Annotated in this window: 18 protein-coding genes and 3 tRNA genes; 11 read left to right on the forward strand and 10 right to left on the reverse strand. The window is 36.4% G+C overall.

Annotation, left to right across the window (positions count from 1 at the left end; genetic code table 11):
• Window positions 1-278: 278 nt before the first annotated feature.
• The 6 genes from LNQ34_RS12290 to LNQ34_RS12315 all read right to left on the reverse strand — a co-directional run bounded on the left by LNQ34_RS12290 (window position 279) and on the right by LNQ34_RS12315 (window position 9,789).
• A complete protein-coding gene (locus LNQ34_RS12290) occupies window positions 279-1,667 on the reverse strand; it encodes a TolC family protein (RefSeq protein ID WP_229999955.1) in 1,389 nt (462 codons plus the stop codon).
• Entirely contained in the window at window positions 1,667-3,013 is a 1,347-nt protein-coding gene (locus tag LNQ34_RS12295; protein WP_202701281.1) for an HlyD family secretion protein, read from the reverse strand. The genes LNQ34_RS12290 and LNQ34_RS12295 overlap by 1 nt, the downstream gene beginning before the upstream one ends.
• Before the next feature lie 3 nt (window positions 3,014-3,016).
• Window positions 3,017-4,684: a peptidase domain-containing ABC transporter gene (locus LNQ34_RS12300; RefSeq protein WP_017497805.1), complete on the reverse strand. Its 1,668-nt coding sequence runs from the start codon at window positions 4,682-4,684 to the stop codon at window positions 3,017-3,019.
• Between the two features lie 16 nt (window positions 4,685-4,700).
• Window positions 4,701-5,372, reverse strand: a complete 672-nt coding sequence (locus LNQ34_RS12305) for a TetR/AcrR family transcriptional regulator (protein ID WP_229999957.1) — start codon at window positions 5,370-5,372, stop codon at window positions 4,701-4,703.
• A gap of 333 nt (window positions 5,373-5,705) precedes the next feature.
• Window positions 5,706-7,223: a 2,3-bisphosphoglycerate-independent phosphoglycerate mutase gene (gene gpmI, locus LNQ34_RS12310; RefSeq protein WP_229999958.1), complete on the reverse strand. Its 1,518-nt coding sequence runs from the start codon at window positions 7,221-7,223 to the stop codon at window positions 5,706-5,708.
• Window positions 7,224-7,362: 139 nt separating this feature from the next.
• The gene (locus LNQ34_RS12315; RefSeq protein WP_229999960.1) at window positions 7,363-9,789 is read right to left on the reverse strand and encodes a DUF5916 domain-containing protein; all 2,427 of its coding nucleotides are present in this window, start codon (window positions 9,787-9,789) and stop codon (window positions 7,363-7,365) included.
• Window positions 9,790-10,106: 317 nt separating this feature from the next.
• Here LNQ34_RS12315 and LNQ34_RS12320 point away from each other — a divergent pair, with 317 nt between their 5' ends.
• On the forward strand, window positions 10,107-10,829 hold the full coding sequence (locus LNQ34_RS12320) for a murein L,D-transpeptidase catalytic domain family protein (protein ID WP_229999961.1): 723 nt from the start codon (window positions 10,107-10,109) through the stop codon (window positions 10,827-10,829).
• Here LNQ34_RS12320 and LNQ34_RS12325 read toward each other — a convergent pair.
• Window positions 10,818-12,401, reverse strand: a complete 1,584-nt coding sequence (locus LNQ34_RS12325) for a L,D-transpeptidase family protein (protein WP_202701291.1) — start codon at window positions 12,399-12,401, stop codon at window positions 10,818-10,820. The genes LNQ34_RS12320 and LNQ34_RS12325 overlap by 12 nt on opposite strands.
• A gap of 568 nt (window positions 12,402-12,969) precedes the next feature.
• Between LNQ34_RS12325 and LNQ34_RS12330 the strand changes: the two genes are divergently transcribed.
• From LNQ34_RS12330 to LNQ34_RS12340, 3 genes are all read left to right on the forward strand, one after another.
• Window positions 12,970-13,042, forward strand: a tRNA-Gly gene (locus LNQ34_RS12330).
• 107 nt (window positions 13,043-13,149) lie between these two features.
• Window positions 13,150-13,222: transfer RNA gene (locus LNQ34_RS12335), tRNA-Gly, on the forward strand.
• A gap of 132 nt (window positions 13,223-13,354) precedes the next feature.
• Window positions 13,355-13,427 (forward strand) — tRNA-Gly (locus LNQ34_RS12340).
• A gap of 101 nt (window positions 13,428-13,528) precedes the next feature.
• Here the strand turns inward: LNQ34_RS12340 and LNQ34_RS12345 are convergent.
• From LNQ34_RS12345 to pepE, 3 genes are all read right to left on the reverse strand, one after another.
• Complete coding sequence (locus LNQ34_RS12345) at window positions 13,529-14,512, reverse strand: ISAon1 family transposase (RefSeq protein WP_428979062.1); 984 nt, start codon at window positions 14,510-14,512, stop codon at window positions 13,529-13,531.
• Window positions 14,505-14,852, reverse strand: a complete 348-nt coding sequence (locus LNQ34_RS12350) for an ISAon1 family transposase N-terminal region protein (RefSeq protein ID WP_229998832.1) — start codon at window positions 14,850-14,852, stop codon at window positions 14,505-14,507. Before LNQ34_RS12350 ends, LNQ34_RS12345 begins: the two co-directional genes overlap by 8 nt.
• A gap of 131 nt (window positions 14,853-14,983) precedes the next feature.
• Window positions 14,984-15,691 (reverse strand): dipeptidase PepE, encoded by a 708-nt coding sequence (gene pepE / locus LNQ34_RS12355; RefSeq protein WP_230000590.1) that lies wholly within the window; start codon window positions 15,689-15,691, stop codon window positions 14,984-14,986.
• 165 nt (window positions 15,692-15,856) lie between these two features.
• On the opposite strand from pepE, the gene LNQ34_RS12360 reads away from it, so the two are divergent.
• The 7 genes from LNQ34_RS12360 to LNQ34_RS12390 all read left to right on the forward strand — a co-directional run bounded on the left by LNQ34_RS12360 (window position 15,857) and on the right by LNQ34_RS12390 (window position 22,057).
• The gene (locus LNQ34_RS12360; RefSeq protein WP_229999963.1) at window positions 15,857-16,621 is read left to right on the forward strand and encodes a hypothetical protein; all 765 of its coding nucleotides are present in this window, start codon (window positions 15,857-15,859) and stop codon (window positions 16,619-16,621) included.
• Window positions 16,608-17,336 (forward strand): carboxypeptidase-like regulatory domain-containing protein, encoded by a 729-nt coding sequence (locus tag LNQ34_RS12365; protein ID WP_229999964.1) that lies wholly within the window; start codon window positions 16,608-16,610, stop codon window positions 17,334-17,336. Before LNQ34_RS12360 ends, LNQ34_RS12365 begins: the two co-directional genes overlap by 14 nt.
• Window positions 17,326-18,075: a BamP family beta-barrel-assembly machinery protein gene (gene bamP, locus LNQ34_RS12370; protein ID WP_202701297.1), complete on the forward strand. Its 750-nt coding sequence runs from the start codon at window positions 17,326-17,328 to the stop codon at window positions 18,073-18,075. Before LNQ34_RS12365 ends, bamP begins: the two co-directional genes overlap by 11 nt.
• Complete coding sequence (locus LNQ34_RS12375) at window positions 18,075-18,581, forward strand: DUF6702 family protein (protein WP_229999966.1); 507 nt, start codon at window positions 18,075-18,077, stop codon at window positions 18,579-18,581. Before bamP ends, LNQ34_RS12375 begins: the two co-directional genes overlap by 1 nt.
• Before the next feature lie 66 nt (window positions 18,582-18,647).
• Window positions 18,648-20,888, forward strand: a complete 2,241-nt coding sequence (locus LNQ34_RS12380) for a M1 family metallopeptidase (protein ID WP_229999967.1) — start codon at window positions 18,648-18,650, stop codon at window positions 20,886-20,888.
• Between the two features lie 256 nt (window positions 20,889-21,144).
• On the forward strand, window positions 21,145-21,492 hold the full coding sequence (locus tag LNQ34_RS12385; protein ID WP_202701304.1) for a Sec-independent protein translocase subunit TatA/TatB: 348 nt from the start codon (window positions 21,145-21,147) through the stop codon (window positions 21,490-21,492).
• A 1-nt stretch (window position 21,493) separates the two neighbouring features.
• Complete coding sequence (locus LNQ34_RS12390; RefSeq protein WP_229999969.1) at window positions 21,494-22,057, forward strand: phosphatase PAP2 family protein; 564 nt, start codon at window positions 21,494-21,496, stop codon at window positions 22,055-22,057.
• Window positions 22,058-22,134: the final 77 nt, after the last annotated feature.

A 22,134-nucleotide genomic window follows, 5' to 3' on the forward strand; every position in this document is an offset into this window, starting at 1 on the left:
AATACTTGCCACAGATTAAACGAATTAAAAAGATTTAAAAAAATCTGCACAATCTGCACAATCTGCGAGAGAAAATTATCCAAAATAAATATGTTTCGCCCTCATTGCCCTCTGCGTTTTATTTAAAGTGAAACGTCTTTTTTACAGATGCAGAACCTATGTTTCTATGTGTTAAAAGTAATGATGCCGAATTTAATCTTATAAGTGACCTAAGCTTATTCAAACAAACGCTTTATAACGCTGTCGAGTACTTAGATCACTTATAGGATTTGAGAAATTTAATCCGGATTGGCCATGATTTTGAATAATTCTGAATTCGAGATGTAGAATCGGTTGTCCAGAGCAATTGAAGCCAGTTTTGCACTAACCAGATTGTTTTCGCGTGTATTGATCAGAAATAATGAGCTTTCTCCGAAAGAGAACAATCGTTCTTCTGAGGTTAACATCGCGGCATTATTTTCTACTAAATTTTTCACCAGTTTCTTTTGTCTGATCAGCGAATTGATTTCTACTTTCTGTGCACTTATTTTGTTGGTCAGCTGTGTTCGTTCCAAAGCAAGAGCAAATTCATTTTCCTGAAGTTTGTATTTGGCCAGTTTCAGACTTCCACGTTCTTTTCGAAGAAACAAAGGGAAGTAAAATTCTAAACCAACTTTGTAATCGTCAAATTTATAATTGTCAATATATCTCGGATCAGATAAATAAGAATACCCAACGTTTATTTTAGGCAACAGCATGTTTTGCTTCAGGTCTTTTTCAACCTTGAGTAGGTCTATTTTATTTTGCAGTGCATTCAGCTTCGGATGTGTTTCTAAGTTGGTATCGCCTTGTAATAGATCGTTTGTTTTCAGCGTTTCTTGTAAAGTTGATTCAAGCGCTGTTTCCGGTACTAACTCGTCTGAAATTTCCAATGGGATATTATTCTCCAGCCACATATAATTCGATAATTCGAGCTTGGCTTTGGTTAATTTTAATTTAGAATCTTCCAGGCTTAAGGCTCTGTTTCTGACAATAATTCCAGCTTCAATACTGTCTATTGCTGGTTTGTCGCCCTGTTCGATGAGTGATTTGATTCCTTTCAGACGAATTTCAGCATTGTTGTTGTACATTTCATAAAGCTTCATTTCCTCGAAGTTTTTCTTCCAGTTGAAATAAGCCAGTGATGCATCGTACAAAATGCCAACCGCCTGAAGTTTTCTTTCAGCCTGACTTAGTTTGATTTGAATTTTAGCTTTTCGCACATCTGCCATTCTTTGGTTGATGAACAATCCCTGTCCAATTGGAACACTGATCCCAAAAGAAGTTAATCCCTGATTGGGAGTAGTATTTTCAGGATTCAGATAAACCCCTTCGTTATTATCGAATCCGGCTTTTAGTTCAATTCCGTACCAGGTCGGAATCTTAAAACTGCTGTTTAGAATCGAATAATATTCTTTGTCTTTAAATTTTTTCTGACTGAAATCAACTTCAATTTTTGGGTCAAAACCACCACGTGCCATCATCAGGTTGGCTTGTGCTTTGCTGACTTCCAAATTGGCATTTTTAACCAATGGATGGTATTTTTTTACATACCCCAAAAACTCATTGTAGGTGAGTTCTTTTGAGAAGGGCTGCTGGCCAAAAACAGTACAGCCCAGAAAAAGAAAAGCGATAAGTATTGGTTTCATTATTTTTTTTCTTTAGTTACTTTTTGGGTACTTTTATAATAATTAGGAGGGAATCCGTTTAGGGTTCTCCAGATTTCGAACCAAATTGGCACGGTGTCTAATAGGGCAATAGTTTGAGCGCCCGATCCAATACTTAGTTGTTTTGGCCATTTCGTCTCATCCGGGTCCGGAGCAATTAAGATTCTGTATTTACCATTATCACTGATAAAGTTTTCTATTGCTACAACGGTACCGCCAAAAGTTCCGTAAGACATGTCCGGCCATCCTGAAAACACAATGGTAGGCCATCCGTCAAACCAAACGCGTACTTTTTCTCCTTTTCGGATCAAAGGGAGGTCAATTGGACTGATATAGGTTTCTACTGCGATATCGTAATGAGAAGGCATTATTGTTACAATTGGTGTCCCTTCTTTTATCGTTTCACCTAAACCTGCCTGCAAAGCGCGGTTGATGTAACCGTCCTGTACCGCTCTGATGTAGTACATACCATTACGCAAGCTGTAATTGGCATATTGATTCTCCAGTTTGCTCACTTGTGCTTCCGTATCAAATTTATTACTCAACGTGGTAAACTGATCACTTCTTGCTTTGGCTACTTTTTCACCGTACTCAGCCGTAATTCTGTTAATCTCTACTCTGGCATTGATGTATTCATTTTTGCTGGTGAGGTATTTGTTTTCCTGCGTGATGATTTTAGCATCTACATCCTGCAGTTTCAGACGTTTTTCTTCGACATCAGTAAGTGGTTTCAAACCTTCTTTGTTTAATTGCACCGAACGATTGTACTGTGTATTGGCAATTCGCAATTGTGTTTTTACTGCTACAAGATCGATACTGTCACTTTTTATTTTTAAAAGCGATTGTTTGACTTTATTTCTGGCTTGTTCCAGTTTTAGTTTTCTTTCGTTTTCAATCGCCTGAATCTGACCGGAAAGCGTGGTAACTTTTTCGCCATAAGATTCTAAGGAATTTTTCTTCGCATCGACCTGATTTTTGGTGTTTTCAACCAAATTAGGATCCATATAATCTTCCTTGATCTCAGAAATAAACAGAATTGTGTCTCCTTTTTTAACAAAGTCACCTTCCTGCACGTACCATTTTTCAATACGTCCTGAAATCACACTCTGAATTGATTGTGGCCTTTGGTTGGGTTTTAAAGTGGTTACTGCTCCTGAACCCGAAATATTCTGAGTCCACGGCAGTAAAAGTGCAATAATTCCTAGTATGGAAGATGCAATTATAATTCGGTTTAAAATTTTATAATGTGGCCTGTTGCTTAGGTTTCTTACAGTCTCATAGCGATCAAGCGGCTGTAATTTTGTTTTATTGTCAGAGATATTTAACATGGCTTATTGTTTTTTTTGATCCAGTATAATTTGACCGTTTTGCATTGTAATTTTTCGCGTCGATTTGGTTTTCCAATATGGATTTTTGGAAGAAACGATAATCGTCCATTTGTTCTTATCCGAGGTAATAAAATCGATGATTTCATTCGCTACTTTTTCATCCATGGTGTCTGTTGGATCTTCGTAAAAGAGCACTTTTGGCTTGTGGATAATACTTCTGGCCAACAGGATTTTTTGAGCATTAGAAGACGATAACTGTTTTCCTTCCGGATGAATATGAGTATTCAGGCCTTTAGGTAATAATTTAATCAGCGGACTAAGCTGAACTCCGTCAAGAGCCCATTTCAAATCTTCGGTACTGATCATCGGATCATTAAAAGTGATGTTCTCTAAAATAGTGCCTTCAAATGGTGTTTCGTTGTGGATGATGCTGCCAATTTGTGAGCGGTATTGTTTCAGATTTATTTTTCTAAAAGTATCATCGTTGATGTAAAAAGCTCCCGAACTTTGTCTTAATAAGCCTGATAACAATCGAATAAGCGTTGTTTTTCCTGATCCGTTTTCACCTTCAATGACAATTTTTTCACCCTGATCGATTTTTAACGTAATAGAATCTAAGGCATTGGTTGGAGAATCCGGGAATTTGAATTTTAAATTCTCTGTTTCTAAAGAGATGCTGTTGTAGCAGTGATCGTTTAGAGAATCAGACTCGGAGTTTTCCTCTAAAGCTAAGTCCGTTACCTGTCCGATTTTTTCAACAGAAGTTAAAACATCATAGAAACTTTCAAGCCCCAGAATGATTTTTTCTACCGATGTAATCACAAGTAAAATGATAATCTCAGCGGCAACAAACTGTCCGATGTTCATTTCCTGGCTTAGTACCAGATACCCTCCGATAGACAACAAACTGGCGGTAATAATGACTTTGAAAATAATCAATTGGGTAAACTGTTTTTTGATTACGCTAAAGTGTTTCTCTCTGTAATTCAGGTAACCCGCTACGATCGAATTGTTTTTTTGAAGCGCAAAGTCATAATTCAGTTCATTGCGGAAACTAAAGTTATTACGGGCCATTTCCTGTAACCATCCCGCCACTTTGTATTTGAATTTGGATTCTTTTAAACTTGTTTCTAGACCTGATTTGTACGAGAATTTAAAAATAAAATACAAAAGAAGGAACAGTAAAAGTCCAAACACAATAAAATAGGGATGATATAAGGACAACAGAATAATTCCGAAAGTAATCTGCAGTAAAGCGGCAGAAAAATCGGTTAATAATTTTGAAGTTCCTTTTTGAATCGTTAGGGTATCAAAAAATCGGTTCGTTAGTTCCGGTGGGTAAGTGCCATACAATTCTTCTGATTTTATTTTAGGCAGACGGGCTGCAAATTCAAAAGAAGCACGTACGAATATTTTTTGCTGTAAGTTCTCTGTGATACGCAGCTGCATAAACGAAAGCACTCCAACAAGAGCCACACCGCCCACTACAAGTATAATAAGTACAATCCAGGAAACACTAACTCTTCCGGATTGTATAAAAGTAATGATGGCCTGAATTCCCAGTGGAAGCGATAAACTGACTAACCCGGCAAAAATGGCATAGAAAAAAATCTGGTAAATGTCTTTTTTGTCCAGTTCAAGTAAATGGTAAAATCTTTTTAAAGGAGTCATACTGTTTTTGTTATAATTAGCGCAAAACGTTTTCTGCAAGGTTTAGGTAAAATTGAGTTGTCGTAACCGTCTCATTACAATCTGTAATTGTTTTCAAATGATCGGTTAGAAAATGCTGATGTAAACTTCCTTCGACAATGGTTGAAACCAGTGATTTGGCAAATGGATAATCGGGATTTACTTCTTTTACAATCTCAACAATTCGATTAATCATTCTTTTGTAAATTAAGAAAAAGCCCTCTTTGTTTTCCTGGTCAACTTCTTTGGTATGAAGTGTTTTGGTGAACTCAGCAATTATGATCTTATTTAAAATAGACTCATTAATATGATCGGTATAAATATCCTCAGATATTTTTTCGGTTACAATCGTGATGGCTTTTTTAAGCTTTTCTTTTTTATCGGTGATGTTAGTGGTATTAAAAACTAATTTATACTCGATCCAGCTCCAGTACCAGGATGACAGATACACCAGCAGTTTGTGTTTGTTCTCAAAATAACGATAAATCGAACTTTCGTTTGAACCTATTTTTTCACCTAACTTTTTAAAGGTAAAATTATCAAAACCAATATCGTCAATTAGAAGAATACTCTGCTCAATTATTTTTTTTCCCAACGCAGATGTTTCCGGATCTTTTACATAGATCTTTTCGTTGATCTGCATTTTTATATTTGATAGTATAATTTGCATGAAAAAACATTTTTTTTGCAAAGATAATAGTAAAGCTATTAATTAAGAAATTTTAACTATTATTTATGTTTGTTTTTTTTAGTATTCAGTCACGGTCTCAGTCACAGTCTCAGTCACGGTCTCAGTCACGGTCTCAGTCACAGTCACAGTCACAGTCTCAGTCATAGTATTCAGTTTCATTCTCGTTTTAAAATAGAAAACCCGACAGATTTTTAAAAACCTGCCGGGATTATTTATTTTGAGGATCCAATACTATCGCGACTCAAACTGAAAACTGCGACTGTATACTGCGACTGTATACTGCGACCGAATACTGCGACTAAAAACTACGTACTACAGCAACGAATGGCAAGTCATAGCATTTGGCTGAGGCACGCCCATTAATTCCAGAATAGTAGGAGCGATGTCACCCAGAACACCATCCTGAATATTTTTCAACTCTTTATCCACTAAAATAATCGGCACCGGATTGGTGGTATGTGCTGTATTTGGACTTCCGTCAGGGTTAATCATCGTTTCGCAATTTCCGTGATCGGCAATAACAATCGTGGTGTAATCGTTGGCAAGAGCCGCTTCTACCACTTCTTTTACGCAGGCATCTACCGCTTCACAGGCTTTAATTGCGGCACTCATGATTCCGGTATGCCCCACCATGTCACCATTGGCAAAATTAAGACAGACAAAATCTACTTCGCCTTTGTTTAATTCAGGAACCAAAGCGTCTTTTAATTCATAGGCACTCATTTCCGGTTGTAAATCGTAAGTGGCAACTTTTGGGGAGTTTCTTAAAATACGCGATTCTCCTTCAAATGGAGTTTCTCTTCCTCCCGAAAAGAAAAAGGTCACGTGTGGATATTTCTCTGTTTCGGCAATACGAATTTGTTTTTTACCTGCTTTTTCCAAAACCTCACCCAGAGTTTCGGTAATATTATCTTTGTTGTAAACGACTTTTACATTTTGGTACGTTTCGTCATAGTTGGTAAGCGTTACATAATACAAGTTTAATTTGTGCATGTTCTGCTCGTGGAAGTCTTGCTGCGAAAGCGCTTCTGTAAGTTCACGGCCTCTGTCGGTTCTGAAGTTGAAAAAGATAACTACATCATCCTCGGTGATGGTTGCCAGTGGTTTTTCCTGCTCGTCAACCATTACGATTGGAGCGATAAACTCATCGGTTACATCGTGTGCATAACTGTCAAGAATGCTTGAAACCGCATTTTTAGAAGGAGTTCCGATACCGTTTACTACTAAATCATAAGCAAGTTTTACACGCTCCCATCGTTTGTCACGATCCATTGCATAATAGCGTCCAACGATTGAAGCAATTTTTACAGGAGTATTTTTGATGTGCTCTTCTAAATCCTGAATGTATTTTGCTCCCGATTTAGGATCAACATCACGACCGTCTGTAAACGCATGAACAAAAACATTTTCCAGTCCGTATTCCTGAGAAGCATCAATTAATCCGCGTAAATGCGAAGTATGAGAGTGAACACCTCCGTCAGAAACTAATCCTAAGAAGTGAACTTTTTTATTGTTTTCTTTAGCGTAAGTAAAAGCATCAATAAGTACCTGTTCTTTGGCAAGTGTTTGATGCGCTACGGCTAAGTTTATTTTGGCTAAATCCTGATATACAATTCTTCCGGCACCAAGATTCATGTGACCCACTTCACTGTTTCCCATCTGACCTTCGGGTAAACCAACGTTTAGTCCGTCAGTACGAAGCTGAGCGCTTGGGTAATTTTTGTAAAGGCTGTTTATAAAAGGAACATTTGCATTGTCTATTGCAGATACTTTAGGGTCAGGAGATTTTCCCCAACCGTCTAAAATCATAAGGATTACTTTCTTGTTCATTAGTTTTCGTTTTTTACAAAGATAATTCATTTCTAAAGTCGACAAAAAAGCGCGGTGACAATTATGTTTAATAAAATGAAGCGTAGTAAAAAATACTAATTTGGTTGCAGAACCCTAAAAATTTTAAAATTAATTCACGCTAGGCTCTTCTTCTGATCTTATTTTTGACCCCATTGTAGTCGATAAAATATTTCACACTTACTGAAAAGATATGTTTTAAGGCCTGATTGTTTAGTAAATCGGTGATGTTGTGTTTGAAGTCTTTGTTGATAATGCGTTCAAAATTAACGCCATTATTGCGATATAAAACCGAAAGCTGACTACCCGGAGCAAACCACCAGGAATACGATAAATCAGTGTTCCAGGAATAAAAGCTTGAGTTTTTATTCTTGGTGTATTGTGGATAAGGCGTTAAAGTTCCGTTTTGCTGAAGCTCGAGTATGTCTTTATTTTCGGCATAAGACCAATATTGTCTTACGGCCAGATTAAGTGTCATTGCACTGTTTATGGCATATTTTCCGTTTAAAGTGTTCGAATAAGTAATAACATTTCGATTCGCAAAAACGATCGTTTCGGGAGTATTGTCATTATCGTCGTTGTCAAAATCGTCAATATAACCTTTGTTGTTGTTTCTTCGAAGAAAGCTAAAAGCATAGGTTAGTAAAAGCTTATCGTTAAAACGGTATCTTGGTCCAACATCAACACCATAAGCCATTCTTCCTGCTTCGTCCGCAAAGATTATAAATGGATTTAAGTCCAAAGCAAATTTCTTGTTGTAATTAGTCGAAACGCTTCCCCAGACTTCTATTTTTCTTGGAATGATGACATAGCGGTTTTCGGCTCTTGGCTCGTAATAATCATGTGAATTTAGAGGAAAAAGATCAATCCCGGCACCGTAAAAATTGTTTTTCAGAGTAGAAAGATTGACTTCTGTGCTAATTCGGTTGTCCTGTACTTTACCGGATTCTTTATTGAATTCGGTATACATATCATAATCAATTCTGAAAGTATTAAAGAGTTTTGTAGGGTTTAGAATGCGATAGTTGGCATTTTCGTAAAGATTGTAATAATTGGTATAAAAATTAATCCCCATATCGTTGGGGTCAAAATCTTTAGAAACAAAGTCTGAGGCAATGCTATAGCGATAGTTCCCGCTGGTTTCGGCAAAACGAATAGTGCTGAAAACACCATTTTTGTCTTCAGTATCGTTAATCAGACTGTATTTTACATTACCGGATAAGCTGTAGGTGTTGGCTTTCGTTCTTAAATCCCATGCCAGTGCCGTTACGTTGGCATCCCTGTAATGTCCATTACGGGTAACGTTTGTATTGATAAGAGTCACGGAAGAATTTTTGCGAAAGCGCTGATCTAAAATCAATACATTATAATTGGTTAGGGGTTCAGCAACCACACGTCTTGTTTCCCCTGAAAGAGTGTCTTTTATCGTGGCAAACGTTTTTTCGGTAACCGCATTTAAGATCCCGATTCCTAATCCTTTTTGGGTTCTTCCTGAAATTTTTAAAGCGTTGATGAGGTTCACATTCTGAACTTCTTCAATTATTTTTTCATTGTCATTTAAAGTAATGTCTATAGAAGGTTTGCCGCCAATTCTTCTCGAATAAAACAAACCTCCCTTATTGAACAAATCAGTTCCTTCTGTAAAAAAAGCCCTGTTTTCGTTGAATTGCTGCTCAAACGGACCTAAATTCAAAATCTGATCGTCGTATTTCGTTTGTCCGAAATCAGGAATCAGAATCGCGTCAAGCGTAAAAGCATCATTAATACCGTACTTAATATCCATACCACCTTTCAGTGTTCCATATGTTTTTTGACCGTCAGAAGCATTTAAATAATAAGAGGCGTAAGGCATAAAAAACAATCGGGTAGGAGGTTTTATATTGACGATTCCTTCCAGATTACCATTTTGTTGTGTGAATGTTCCAATTTTGGTGTCGATTAAATTCCAGGTATACTTTTTACGTTCCCGTCTGATCTCTCTGAAAAAATTAATGCCCCAGGTTTGTTTGTCTCCGCCTGAAAAGCGTAAGGCAGCATAGGGAATTTTGATTTCCACAGCCCATCCTTTTTCATTCAACACCGCTTTACTGAGCCATACCGCATCCCACGAATAGTCTTCGCCATTGGCATCTGTCATGATGCAGTCGCCCTGTACATCTGCTGCCGATACAAAAAACTGAAAATTTTGCTGGCCATCGTTAAAGCCATTGATAAAAACGCCAAACATATCAGAAGTTCCGAAATTGTCACGCTGTGAAATTTCTTTTAAAATTTTAGAAGGGTCATCGTGCAGCGTTGCAGCAATATAGATCGCATCATTATTGTATAAAACCCTTACCTCGGTTTTTTGATTGTCCGGAATAGGTTTGCCGTTATCGGGCTGATACATTACAAAATCGGTAGCAGGAGAAACATTTTTCCATGCAGGTTCATCCAGTTTTCCATCAATTAAAATGTTTTCGGTAGTCAGTTCAGCCTGCAGTATTTTCTTTTGAGCATGACACCAAAAAGTAAAGAAGAGAAAGCTGATAAAAACTAATTTTTTCATGATAGTGTAAAAAATAGAAGAATGGATATTGCGCTTTGATTAATAGACCACGGTTTTTTTAAAATGTTACAGTTTTGATCGAAATAAATGATTTTCCTGTGTTTTTTGCAAGAAAAGTACGAAAAATCAATTTTTTATTCATCCTTGAGTAAACCTCTTACAAAAATATTTGTTTTTTGAACCAAATACTAATTTGTTAAGCTGATTCTGTTAAAGTTTCACCAAAAAAGGGCTGATTTACAGCCTTAAATTTTGCCAGGTATATTTTTTTTATACTTTTGCCAAACCCAAACCTCTGTTTAACCTAAAGAAATTCAATGATTTACAAGATTTATCCATTACTGGTGTTTTTGCTGTTATCTTTTGGTAAAGATTCAAACAACACCTCCGAAGTTAAAAAAGCAGCTGTAAAAACTATTGCTAAAGTAGAAACGCTTACAGTTGATTCGAAAATTGAGAGTATTTACAATACCTTAAATCCCAATCATTTTTCATTACCTGAACTTAGAACTTTCTCTGAAGCCTTAAAAGGGTTTTACTTGTTGAAAGAAAGAGGCATAATCCAAAAAGACATCCTGACACTTATCGATTTTAGCCTGTCGTCAAACACCAAACGTTTGTGGGTAATTGACTTGGCTACCAATACCGTTTTATTTAATTCTTTAGTAGCCCATGGTAGAAATACCGGAGAAGAATTTGCGTCTAATTTTTCAAATGCCAATTCTTCTTTCAAAAGCAGCCTTGGATTTTATGCTACAGGCGAAGTATATAAAGGTAAACATGGTGTTTCTTTACGCTTAGACGGACTAGAGAACGGAGTGAATGACAATGCACGCGAACGTGGAGTTGTCATGCATGGAGCCAATTATGTTTCAGAATCGTTTATCAGAAGCAACAAACGATTGGGAAGAAGTCAGGGATGTCCGGCAATTCCAATGGGATTGACTAATGAAATTATCGAGATCATAAAAGACAAATCGCTTTTGTACATCTACCATCCATCCAGAAGTTTCACGATGGAAGAGAGGCTAATTTCTTAATTTAGCATACAAATCCGAATCCAGATTATAAATGTCAGCTCTGAAAATGAGCTGATTTTTTTTGCTCCATGCTGTCCAGTACCATTGGTATAAGGCGTATTTTTTTGTGATTCGAATGCTGGTTGTTTTTTTGGAAGCGATGATGGTGTCAATTTTATCTTTAGACCAATTGGTTGAATCTCCCAAAATATGTTCAGCCAGTTCCAGCGGATTTTCTACACGCACACAACCGGAACTTAAAGAGCGGTTGTTTCTTCCGAAATTATTTCGATGGTTCGTATCGTGCAGGTAAACACTATGATTGTTTGGAAACAAAATTTTCATTAATCCCAAAGCATTATTGTAACCCGGACTTTGTACATAACGGTAATTCCCCGGTTTATTTTCGTTCCAGGCATTAGGATCAACTACCTTTCCGGCAGTATCATAAATAGTAATATTTTTATTGGCCAGATAATTTCGATTGCGTTTCATTGCCGGAACCACATCTTCCTTTAAAATAGTTGGCGGTACAGTCCAGGTTGGGTTAAAAACCACCGTTCTTAATTTTGAAGTAATGATTGGAGTTTTTCTCTTACTTGTTCCTACGACAACATTACGGACCAGGGTTGTATCCTGACTTTCGACAACATTTAATTTGTAATCAGGAATGTTGATAATAAAGTAGTCTTCAGCCAAATCGGTAGTATACCATCTCCAGCGTTCTAAGTTGGCGATAATTTGATGTTTTCTTTTCTCTTTAGAAAAATTAAGGGCACTTATCGTTCCAACTCCAATAACACCATCAGCGGCTAAGCCATGTCTTTCCTGAAATTTTTTAACCGATTCGAAAGTTTTGTGGTCATAAATAGAAGTAAGGCTGTCCTTTCCGGTCATGTCTTTCCAGAACAAGAGTCTTTTTTTGATGTTGATCAAAGCGGTGTTAGTATCATTTAAGGTGATTTTGGCAACCGATTCAATAGGTTGGATATCGTCATCCGGAAAAGTATTGATGATTTCCAGTGCTTTTAAAAGTTGTTTGTAAGGAGATGCCTTTGATTGAATGCCGTCTACAATACTATCCAGTTTGTTTTTGTTGAATGCTTTTATCAGGACATTGTTAACGTCAAATGTTTTTTCTTCCAGATCCCAATCGGTGTATAGTTTTTTAGGGTCGAGTTTTCCTTTATACAGATGGTTGAGGTATTTTTCAAAATTATAAGTCAGTAAAACATCGTAAGTTGCCAGATCGGAATCGCTTAACGAACTAATTTTGCTTTCGAATTTTTTTAGTCTCGAAGCTTTGTAATCCTCAGGATCCAAACCTAATTGTTCGGCATTGCTCAATTGAGATAAAACATAAGTTCTTTTTTTCAGGTTTCCCCAAACGGTCATGTTTTCTGATGAGTTGTAGAACAGTTTAAGTGTTTCACTTTTAAAAGTACCAATCAGAGCGGTATCAATTGAAACCTTTCTTTCGTCAGTAAGTATAATAGCCGGGGCGGCTTTTTTTACCACGGGAATAACTTTTGGTGCTTCTTTCTTGCAGCTAATAAGTAAACATATTATAAATAAAAAGTAAAAATTCTTCATTCAATATTCTTTTAAATATAAAACAATACACACTATAGTTTTTAATCCGAACTAAATTACCCCGGGGTGGAAGTCTGTTCTTTTCGTAAACGTACAATAGCGTTTTGATGTTAAATCAAATTGGCTTCATCAACGCTGCAGTAGGTTTTGCTGCGTTAGATTGCGGCCTTTTCAGATTCTTTACTCTTTTGAAGCTTTTCTGTAAAGATTTTCCGGATTTAAACTTGATTTTCTCGGCAAATATAGGTCTGATTTTTTCAAATAATGAAATAATTCTTATTAATTTTTCATTATTTAAATAAGACCGGTTAAGTCGGTCGTTTTTTAAACTTTTCCTTCAAAGATACAACTTTCAGCTGATTTTTCCTTTCGAAGCAGGGATTGATAATCGGAATAAATTTCTTTTGCTGTAGTTTCTTTCATGCGAACTCCATTTTATGAGAAATAATTGATTTTATAACTTTTTAATTTTAAATAAGTTATCATTAAATGTGATTTTTTATTGATTTTTTTTGCCGAAAAGCTTAGATTTTACTGAACTTATACCTTATCTTTGCACCACAGTAATGCGAAAGTAGCTCAGTTGGTAGAGCTCCAGCCTTCCAAGCTGGTTGTCGCGAGTTCGAGCCTCGTCTTTCGCTCTAAAAAAAATCGAGATTTAATTGTTTCGGTTTTTTTAGTAAAAATAAAAAATTATTGAGTTTTGTTTTTTTAATGATTTAATTTTTTATATTTGCACCCTGTTAATGCGAAAGTAGCTCAGTTGGTAGAGCTCCAGCCTTCCAAGCTGGTTGTCGCGAGTTCGAGCCTCGTCTTTCGCTCTTAAAAAAGCCTCAAACATTTGTTTGAGGCTTTTTTCGTTTTTGCCTGTATTCAAGCGTATTCGTGTAAAAAAAATCTATTGAGTTTTGTTTTTTTAATGATTTAATTTTTTATATTTGCACCCTGTTAATGCGAAAGTAGCTCAGTTGGTAGAGCTCCAGCCTTCCAAGCTGGTTGTCGCGAGTTCGAGCCTCGTCTTTCGCTCTTAAAAAAGCCTCAAACATTTGTTTGAGGCTTTTTTCGTTTTTGCCTGTATTCAAGCGTATTCGTGTAAAAAAAATCGGATCAGGTTCAAAAGTTGGGGATTAAGCAAAAAGATTAGATAATCTGAACAAGAAAAAATCTATATTGCTCACTCCTCTAAATTGACTTCTAAAAGCTTTTATTTTAGCATTGAAAGATTCTGCCGAAGCATTTGTGCTTCTATTATCAAAATAGTTTAAGATTGACTGATAATTAATAGTTATGGTATTGAGTAGAATATTAAAGTTTTTAAAACCTGATTCTTCTACATTTCTATACCAATGTGCCAGTTTGGTCATGGCAATATGTTTGTCATTGTAGTTATTGTAAATTCCTCGAAGCTGTTGGTTTAAATTGTAAGCTGTTTTAATGTCAGGATATAGTTCAAATACCATTTGTGCTCTTTCTTCTTGGCTCCGAGTCCATTTTTCGCGAGACTTATAAAGTAGATACCTGCTTCTGGCTAATAACTGTTTAACAGAATCTCCGTTAGGTAAAAGCTGGGGAATGTATGTTTTGTTTTCTAATTTGGCTTGTAGTATCGATTGATTCTCAAAGTCCATAGCTTCCCAGCGATGTTTGATTCTAATCTCTTGTACTGCTTCGAGCGCTAATTTTTGAACATGGAACCGATCTGTAACCTGTATGGCTTTAGGAAAACATTTCTTAGAGATTAGCTTCATGGAATTAGCCATATCGAGCGTTATCTCTTTGACAAAAGATCTTTTCTTGTAATCAATCTTTCTGATGTGTTCTATAACCTGGTCTGCTTTAGTTCCGGCAACAATAGCTACCAAGCAACCTTTTTTGCCTTTGAATTTCTTGTTGGTCAGGATAGTGTAAAGTTCCCCCTGAGACAAAGCCACCTCGTCAATGGATAAATGAGTGCCCATGTTTTCAGGGTAAATCATCCATTGGTGCGCATGTTCGCGTGGAGCCCATGTATTAAATGAGCTTAAATGTTTTTTGTATTGTCTTTGGAGTCTCTTTCCGTTAACCCCGAAAAAGCCTCCAATGGTATGACAATCTGTGGCACTCTTATCTATTAATTTCTTTTAAAAAAGTCGCAAACTCCTGAGTCATGCGAGTTCCTTTAGCAACTAAAGTCCAATCTCTTTTGATGATTTCTCCATTGGTTTTATTAGTCCAACGGCGTCTTTTGATGTGTAAATACACAAATTTACCTCTTAATGGAAAATCCTGAATAGTAATCTCATCAAGAAACCCCTTAGAAATCAATTCAAAAGAATTAAACTCTTGTGGAGGTTTTATTTTTTCTTCAAAATACAGATGCAATACTTCTTCTGTGTTAGTGGTAGAAACTACTTCAAAGTATTCTATTAAAAAATCAGGAAGCATAAATTTTAAAAGCTCTATAGGTGTCATATCTAATTCTTAGATTACAAATTTCTAATTTTATTTTGACATTCCTCCCCAGGTTTTGTTCTTGATCCAAAAAATCCAAATTCCAAATTTGATTGATAAACTGGAATTTGGAATTTTAAAAGATTGAACTTTTATTTCAGATTGCTCAGATCGCTGCCTGTCTCTAGTTCTGTCGGAGTTTCGTTTTGAAGAAACAAACGAGCCTGCAGGTTTCCTTTCAAAGTAATTTTATCGCCTTTTACTTCCAGCCAGCTGCCTTCTCTTAAACCTAAAACCGGTATTGTGTTGAAAGCATGGAATTCTTTAATTCTGGTTTCCCTTGTTTCGCCCATATGTTTAGATTGTAAGTCAGGATCCAGGTAATGTGGGTTCAGGTTGAAAGGAATTAATCCTAAGGTTTGAAAACTTGGAGGGTAGATGATGGGCATATCGTTAGTAGTTTGCATAGAAAGACCACAAATGTTGCTTCCTGCACTTGTTCCTAAATAAGGAGTTCCGTTTTTTACAGTTTCAGAAAGAAGCTGCATAATATTGTGTTTGTAAAGCTGTGTAACCAGTAAAAAAGTATTTCCGCCTCCGGTAAATATTCCTTCCGCATTTTTTATGGCGTCTGCTGCATTCTCAAATTCGTGAATTCCTTTAACAGAAATATCGATCGAAGCAAAAGCTTCCGAAACCTTTGAGGTATAATCGTCATGCGAAATGCCTCCGGGTCTGGCAAACGGAATAAATAAAATGCTCTTGCAATTTTTAAAGTGAGATTGTAAAGTAGGGAGTAAATACTCTAAATAGCTGCCTTCGTGAAGAGTAGAAGTGCTGGCAATGATGATGCTTTTCATATTGTTTAAACTCAGGTTGAATCGGCTAAAGGTATTAAAAAACTCTCTTTGGAATGCTTCCTTATAGGGTTTAATTAACATATTTTTACCAACTCCTTAGTATTAAATTTGGAGAACATTAAGATATTTTTACAGCTTTAAGAAAATCTTTAAAATTTTGTCGTCATGTACAGGTTCGTGTGTTTTCTGATTCTTGCTTTAGGGCAGACCGCTTGGTCTCAGGCTCAGAGCCAGACCGTTTTAAACGGGCGGATAAGTGCGAATGTCAATGATCTCGAAGGGGTTTATGTCATCAATGCGAGAACAGAGGGAATGACAACAACCAGTTTCTCGGGTATATTTTCTATAGACGCTAAACCAGGTGATGAGCTTGTTTTTTCTTCGATACAATTCAAAGAAAGCAGAGTGGTGTTAACGGCAGAAAATTTCTCAGATATCAACTTTACTGTAAAACTTAATGTAGTAATGCATCAATTGCAGGAAGTTGTTGTTAAAAATTACAATAATGTAAATGCTGTTTCTTTGGGAATTATTCCAAGCGGACAAAAAACATATACAGCAGCTGAACGAAAATTGCGTACTGCTACAGGTTTAAATGCGACGGCTAACGGAGGAGGTATGGTAGGGGGGTCTGTTTCTGCCGATCCGTTGCTGAATTATTTTTCAGGACGCACGGCTATGCTAAAAAAAGAGGCGGTGGTAGAGAAAAAGGAGGCTTTTATGAAGCTATTAGAAAAAATGTTTACGCTGGAGCATTTTGTAGAGCACTTGAAAATTCCTTTAGAATATGTAAAAGGGTTTGAATATTACGCCGTAGATAATGATAGATTTACAGTGATTTTAAACTCTAAAAATAAGACTTCGACAGAATTTTTGCTGGCGGAATTAGCGGTTAAGTATAAAGAAATAATTGCAAGTGAAAATAAATAGATTTATAAGTAGTAGTCTGCTGTTGTTGTTGGTTCAGTTGGGATTTGCACAGAATAAGGTTTCAAAAGAAATTTCGGGGCAGATTTTTGAGCAGTCTACTTCAGTGGAGTCCGTGAATATCATTAATAATACGACTCAGGTAACGGCTGTTTCAGATGCAAACGGAGGGTTTTCGATTGTAGCAAAAGAAGGCGATGTTTTGGTGTTTTCGGCAGTAAATCTCGAAGGATATAAGAAACGAATCACAGCTGAAGATATGAATGCTGGTCGGATTCAGATTAAAATGACAGCCAAAGAAGTGGAGCTGAAAGAAGTAGTGGTGAATGAAAATGCCAATATAACAGCTGAGAATTTAGGGATAATTCCGTACGGGCAGAAAAAATATACCCCTGCAGAACGAAAAGTGTATACTGCGACTTCAACCTCGGTAGACAAGTTGCTTAATAAAATTTCCGGAAGAACAGCCATGCTTAAAAAAGAGGTTAATGTAGAGAAGAAAGAGGCGCTCTTTAGAAAAATGGAATATCTTTTTGAAGAAAATTATTACACAGAAAGGTTACGGATACCTGTAGCAGATATTAAAGGATTTCAGTTATATTGTGTGGATGATGCTGATTTTGCCGTATCTTTGAATACTAAAAACAAAACAATGAGTATGTTTTTGTTAACCGATCTAGCCAGAAAATATCTAATAATTCTCGAAAATGAAAAATAGCCTAACTTTATTGCTTATATGCCTGATTTGTCAAATTACACTAGGACAAAATTCAAGAAAACCCCTCCACGGACAAGTTACCAATAAATCACTCGCCGTTGAAAGCGGTTTTGTGATGAATGTGAATGCCAATGTGAGAACCTTTATTGGTTCAGGCGGATTGTTTGATATCATGGCAAAACCTAAGGATACCTTGTTGTTTACAGGATTGGCGTTTCAGTCCAAAAAAATTGTGCTGACAGAAAAAGATTGTGCCGGGGTTTTGTTCTCAGTGCCATTAGATTTAATAAGTAATGAGCTGAAAGAAGTTTTGGTGCATAAGGATCTAAAAGTAAAATCACTTGGCGGAGGTTCACAGAAATATGTCGACATGCAGTTTGAAGATGATAAGCAGTCTACAGCCAAAAATATTACAATGTATTCTGATCAGACGATTAAATACGGAATGAACTTTGTTAGGATTTTTAAAGATGTTAAAAAGCTGCTTTCTAAAGATGATGATGATAAGGAAGAAGTCGTTACGGATCTTGCTTTTATTGAATATTCCAGAGCCAATTTCAAACCGAATTTCTTTACCGGTACTTTGGGATTAAAAGAAGATGATATAGAATTGTTTCTATTGTATTGTTCGAATGATCCGGAATCCAGAAAACATTTGGGTCCAGACCAAAAATTTGAATTGATTGATTTCCTGGTTAATAAAAATAAGGAATTTAAAAAGGTGAAAGTTTCTCAGTAATGAAAAATAAGGTAATCTATCCTTTAATAGGAATATTGTTTTTATCGCTTTCTGCTTTCGCATTCCACAAGTTTTATGTGGGTGTTTTTCAGGTCAATTATGCCGCTGAGAAAAAGATGATTCAGATTACTTCCCGAATTTTTATTGATGACCTTAATAATGGTATGGAGAAAAAATACCATAAGAAAACATTCGTAGGAACCGATAAAGAAACCGAAGCAGATGTAGAGCTGTTAAAAAAATACCTTGCAGAAAACTTTATCATTAAAATAAACGGTCAGTCAAAACCCATCACCTTTTTGTCTAAAGAGATAGAAGCCGGTGATGTTTTGGTGTGTTATTCGCGAATAAAAGACATCGATAAATTTAAAACTATTGAAATCTCTAATACGATTTTAGTAGATTGGAATGCTGAGCAACAGAATATTACGCACGTTACGGCATTTGGTAGTAAGAAAAGTATTCTCTTTACCGAATCTTCGAGGAAAGAATTGTTAAAGTACTAAAGAATGGATAAAATTATTGATTTAATTGTTATTTTCACACCCTGACAAAATTACCATTACTATTTTATGAAAAAACTTTCATTATTGTTGATTTTTCCTGCGATGCTTGTCGCTCAGGAAAAAACAGTTGCTCCAAAGCAACAAGGAAAGTACGATACAAACAAATTCAGCCAGATGTATGATCTGTTGGCTACTCCAAATATGTTTCGTACAGCTTCGGGAGCGCCGGGACCTGCTTATTACCAACAACAGGCCGATTATAAAATTGATATTGAATTAGACGATAAAAAATCAAGAATAGACGGTTCTGAAATCATAACCTATTCTAATAATTCTCCTGATGTTCTGGAGTATTTATGGATACAGTTAGATCAGAACCAGGCCAGAGCCAAAACGCAAACCTCTTTAGCGGAAAGCGAAAAAATAAGCCCTGTTTTGCCTTTGGATGGCTTCTCAAGTAAATATTTGAAAAAGGATTTAGAGCGCGGTTTTAATATTGAACAGGTAAAAGACATAAAAGGAAACCCAATGTCGTATACCATCAATGAAACCATGATGCGTATTAATTTGGCAACACCATTAAAACCGGGTGAAAAAATCTCACTGGCCATAAAATGGTGGTACAACGTTAACAACTACAGAAAAGAAGGTGGTGGACGTTCCGGTTATGAATCATTTGATAAAGACGGAAATAAACTATATGTAATTGCTCAGTTTTACCCAAGAATGGCCGTATACAATGATGTTGAAGGCTGGCAGAACATGCAGTTTTGGGGAAGTGGAGAGTTTGCATTGCCTTTCGGTAATTTTGATGTAAACATTACAGTTCCTGCAGATCACATCATTGATGCTACCGGAGAATTGACCAACAGAGCCGAAGTTTTTACACCAGAACAGGTAAAACGTTACGAACAGGCTCAGAAATCATTTGACAAACCAGTTGTAATTGTAACGCAAGCTGAGGCAGAAGCAGCGGAAAAAGGGTTCTCGGAAAAGAAAAAAACCTGGAGATTCAGTGCGAAAAATGTACGTGACTTCGGAATTGCTTCTTCAAGAAAATTCATTTACGATGCAATGGCTGTAAAAATTGGAAACAGAGTAGTGATGGCCGAATCTGTTTATCCGAAAGAATCAAATCCGTTATGGGGAGAAACCTCCACAATGGTGGTAGCGCATACTTTAAAAAGCTATTCAGCACATACTTTTGATTATCCTTATCCAAAAGCAGTATCAGTTTCAGCAGAAGATCAGGGGATGGAATACCCAATGATTTGCTGGAATTATGGACGTCCGGATGAAAATGGGGTGACCAGCAAAGAAGTTAAAAACGGAATGATCGGTGTGGTAATTCACGAAGTGGGGCATACTTTTTTTCCAATGATTGTAAACTCAGATGAACGTCAATGGAGCTGGATGGATGAAGGTTTGAACTCCTTTTTACAATACATGGCAGAGCAGGAACTGGATTCGAACTTTCCCTCAAGACGCGGACCTGCGAAAAATATTGTTCCGTATATGAGTGGAGATCAGAAGTTTTTAGAGCCTATTATGTCGAACTCTGAAACCATTCACCAATTTGGAAATAATGCATATGGAAAACCGGCTACAGGTCTTAATATTCTGAGAGAAGTCGTAATGGGAAGAGAATTGTTTGACTATGCTTTTAAAACCTATGCCAACAGATGGAAATTTAAACATCCAACCCCTGAAGATTTCTTTAGAACGATGGAAGATGCTTCGGCGGTTGATTTAGACTGGTTTTTCAGAGGATGGTTTTATTCTACAGATTTTGTAGATATCGGAATCAAAGAGGTAAAACAATATTATGTTTCCGAAACCCCAACTGCAGATATCAAAGATATTAAAGTGAAAAAAGGACGTTTTGGATTTGAAAAAGGACCTTTCGTATATTTAGTTGCTGGCGATAATGCCGAGGTAAACGCTTCGACTAAGAAACCACTAAAAGTAGAAGAGGTAAAACTATTGTCAGATTACGTTAGTCAAACCTTTACAGCGGAAGAAAAAGCAAGTCTGAAATCACCTAAATATTTCTATGAAGTAGAGTTTAGTAAACCGGGAGGAATGATCATGCCAATTTTGGTTGAGATTACTTATGAAGACGGAACAAAGGAGAATTACAAGTATCCGGCCCAGATCTGGAGAAAGAATAATGACACCGCTAAGAAAGTGTATGCAACCGAAAAAGCAATCAAAAGCATTCAGATAGATCCGAAATTAATGACTGCCGATATTGATGTTACCAACAATAGCTGGCCGAAAGTAGAAGAAAAATCAAAATTTGATTAAAAATAAACCTGAAAATAGGGCTGTCTCAAAAATGAGACAGCCCTATTTTTTTTATAAATTGAAATCTTTCGTAAAAGAACTGTTTTTTTGTGAAATTGCTCCATCGGAGCAAAATGTTTATAGCAAATACAATTTACCAGTTTTAAAAAGCTCCATCGGAGCGTAATTCTTTTGAGGCAGTTCCCTTTTTTTTAAGTAAATTTTAAAACCGTCCGTTGTAAAATTTAATATCTTTGTGAACACAAAAATAAAAGATATGTTTGGTATAGGAGGAGGAGAATTAGTTTTTATACTGTTTATAGTGCTAATGCTTTTTGGTTCAGATAAAGTGCCTGAAATTGCCCGTACAATGGGGAAGGCCATGGCGCAGTTGAAAAATGCTACTAACGATATTAAAAGTGAAATTCAAAAAGGAGCTGAGGCCAATGGTCTTGACTCAAAATCACTTACAGATATAACGGGTAACATCAATGCGCAAATTAATGACGCCAAAAGCAATCTGATGGGGGACTCCGCTAATTTATTGGGAGACACTACTACAGAAATAGACAAAGTAAAAGAAGATATCGATTCAATCTCAGGACCTGTAAAACGCCAAAGATAATATGCTTGAAAAAATACAAAAATTAGACACCGAGTTATTGGTGTACCTTAACGGTTTAGGTTCTGAAACATACGATAAACTTTGGTTGGTTATTACCAGTCAGTTAAATTGGACACCTCTTTTTCTGTTGTTTTTTTATTTGATGTATAAAAAAATAGGGGGAAAACAAACTTTGTATGTGATACTTTTTATAGCCGTGCTAATCACTTTTACAGATCAGGTTACCAATTTGGTTAAATACACGGTTCAACGACTACGTCCATGTAATAATCCCGATATCAACACTATAATTCGTGTGGTGCAAACCCGAAAATCATTTAGTTTTTTCTCCGGACATGCAGCCAACACTATGGCGGTAGCGACCTTTTTATATTTCGTTTTGCGACGCCGCATTAAGTTTTTAGGATTTATATTCCTATGGCCTTTAATCTTCGCTTATAGCCGAATTTACTTGGGATTACACTATCCGGGAGATATCTTAACCGGCTATTTCGCTGGAGCGCTTTTCGGATCATTACTTTATCTGGTATACCGTAAGCTAAAGCCGCTCTATTTTCCGGGATAGTTTTTTTGAAGGGTCTAAGGTTTTAAATTAGTAAGGTTCTAAGTTTTTTTGTTAGAGAAAACTTAGAACCTTATTGG

The organism is Flavobacterium lipolyticum (genome assembly GCF_020905335.1).
GTDB lineage: Bacteria > Bacteroidota > Bacteroidia > Flavobacteriales > Flavobacteriaceae > Flavobacterium > Flavobacterium lipolyticum.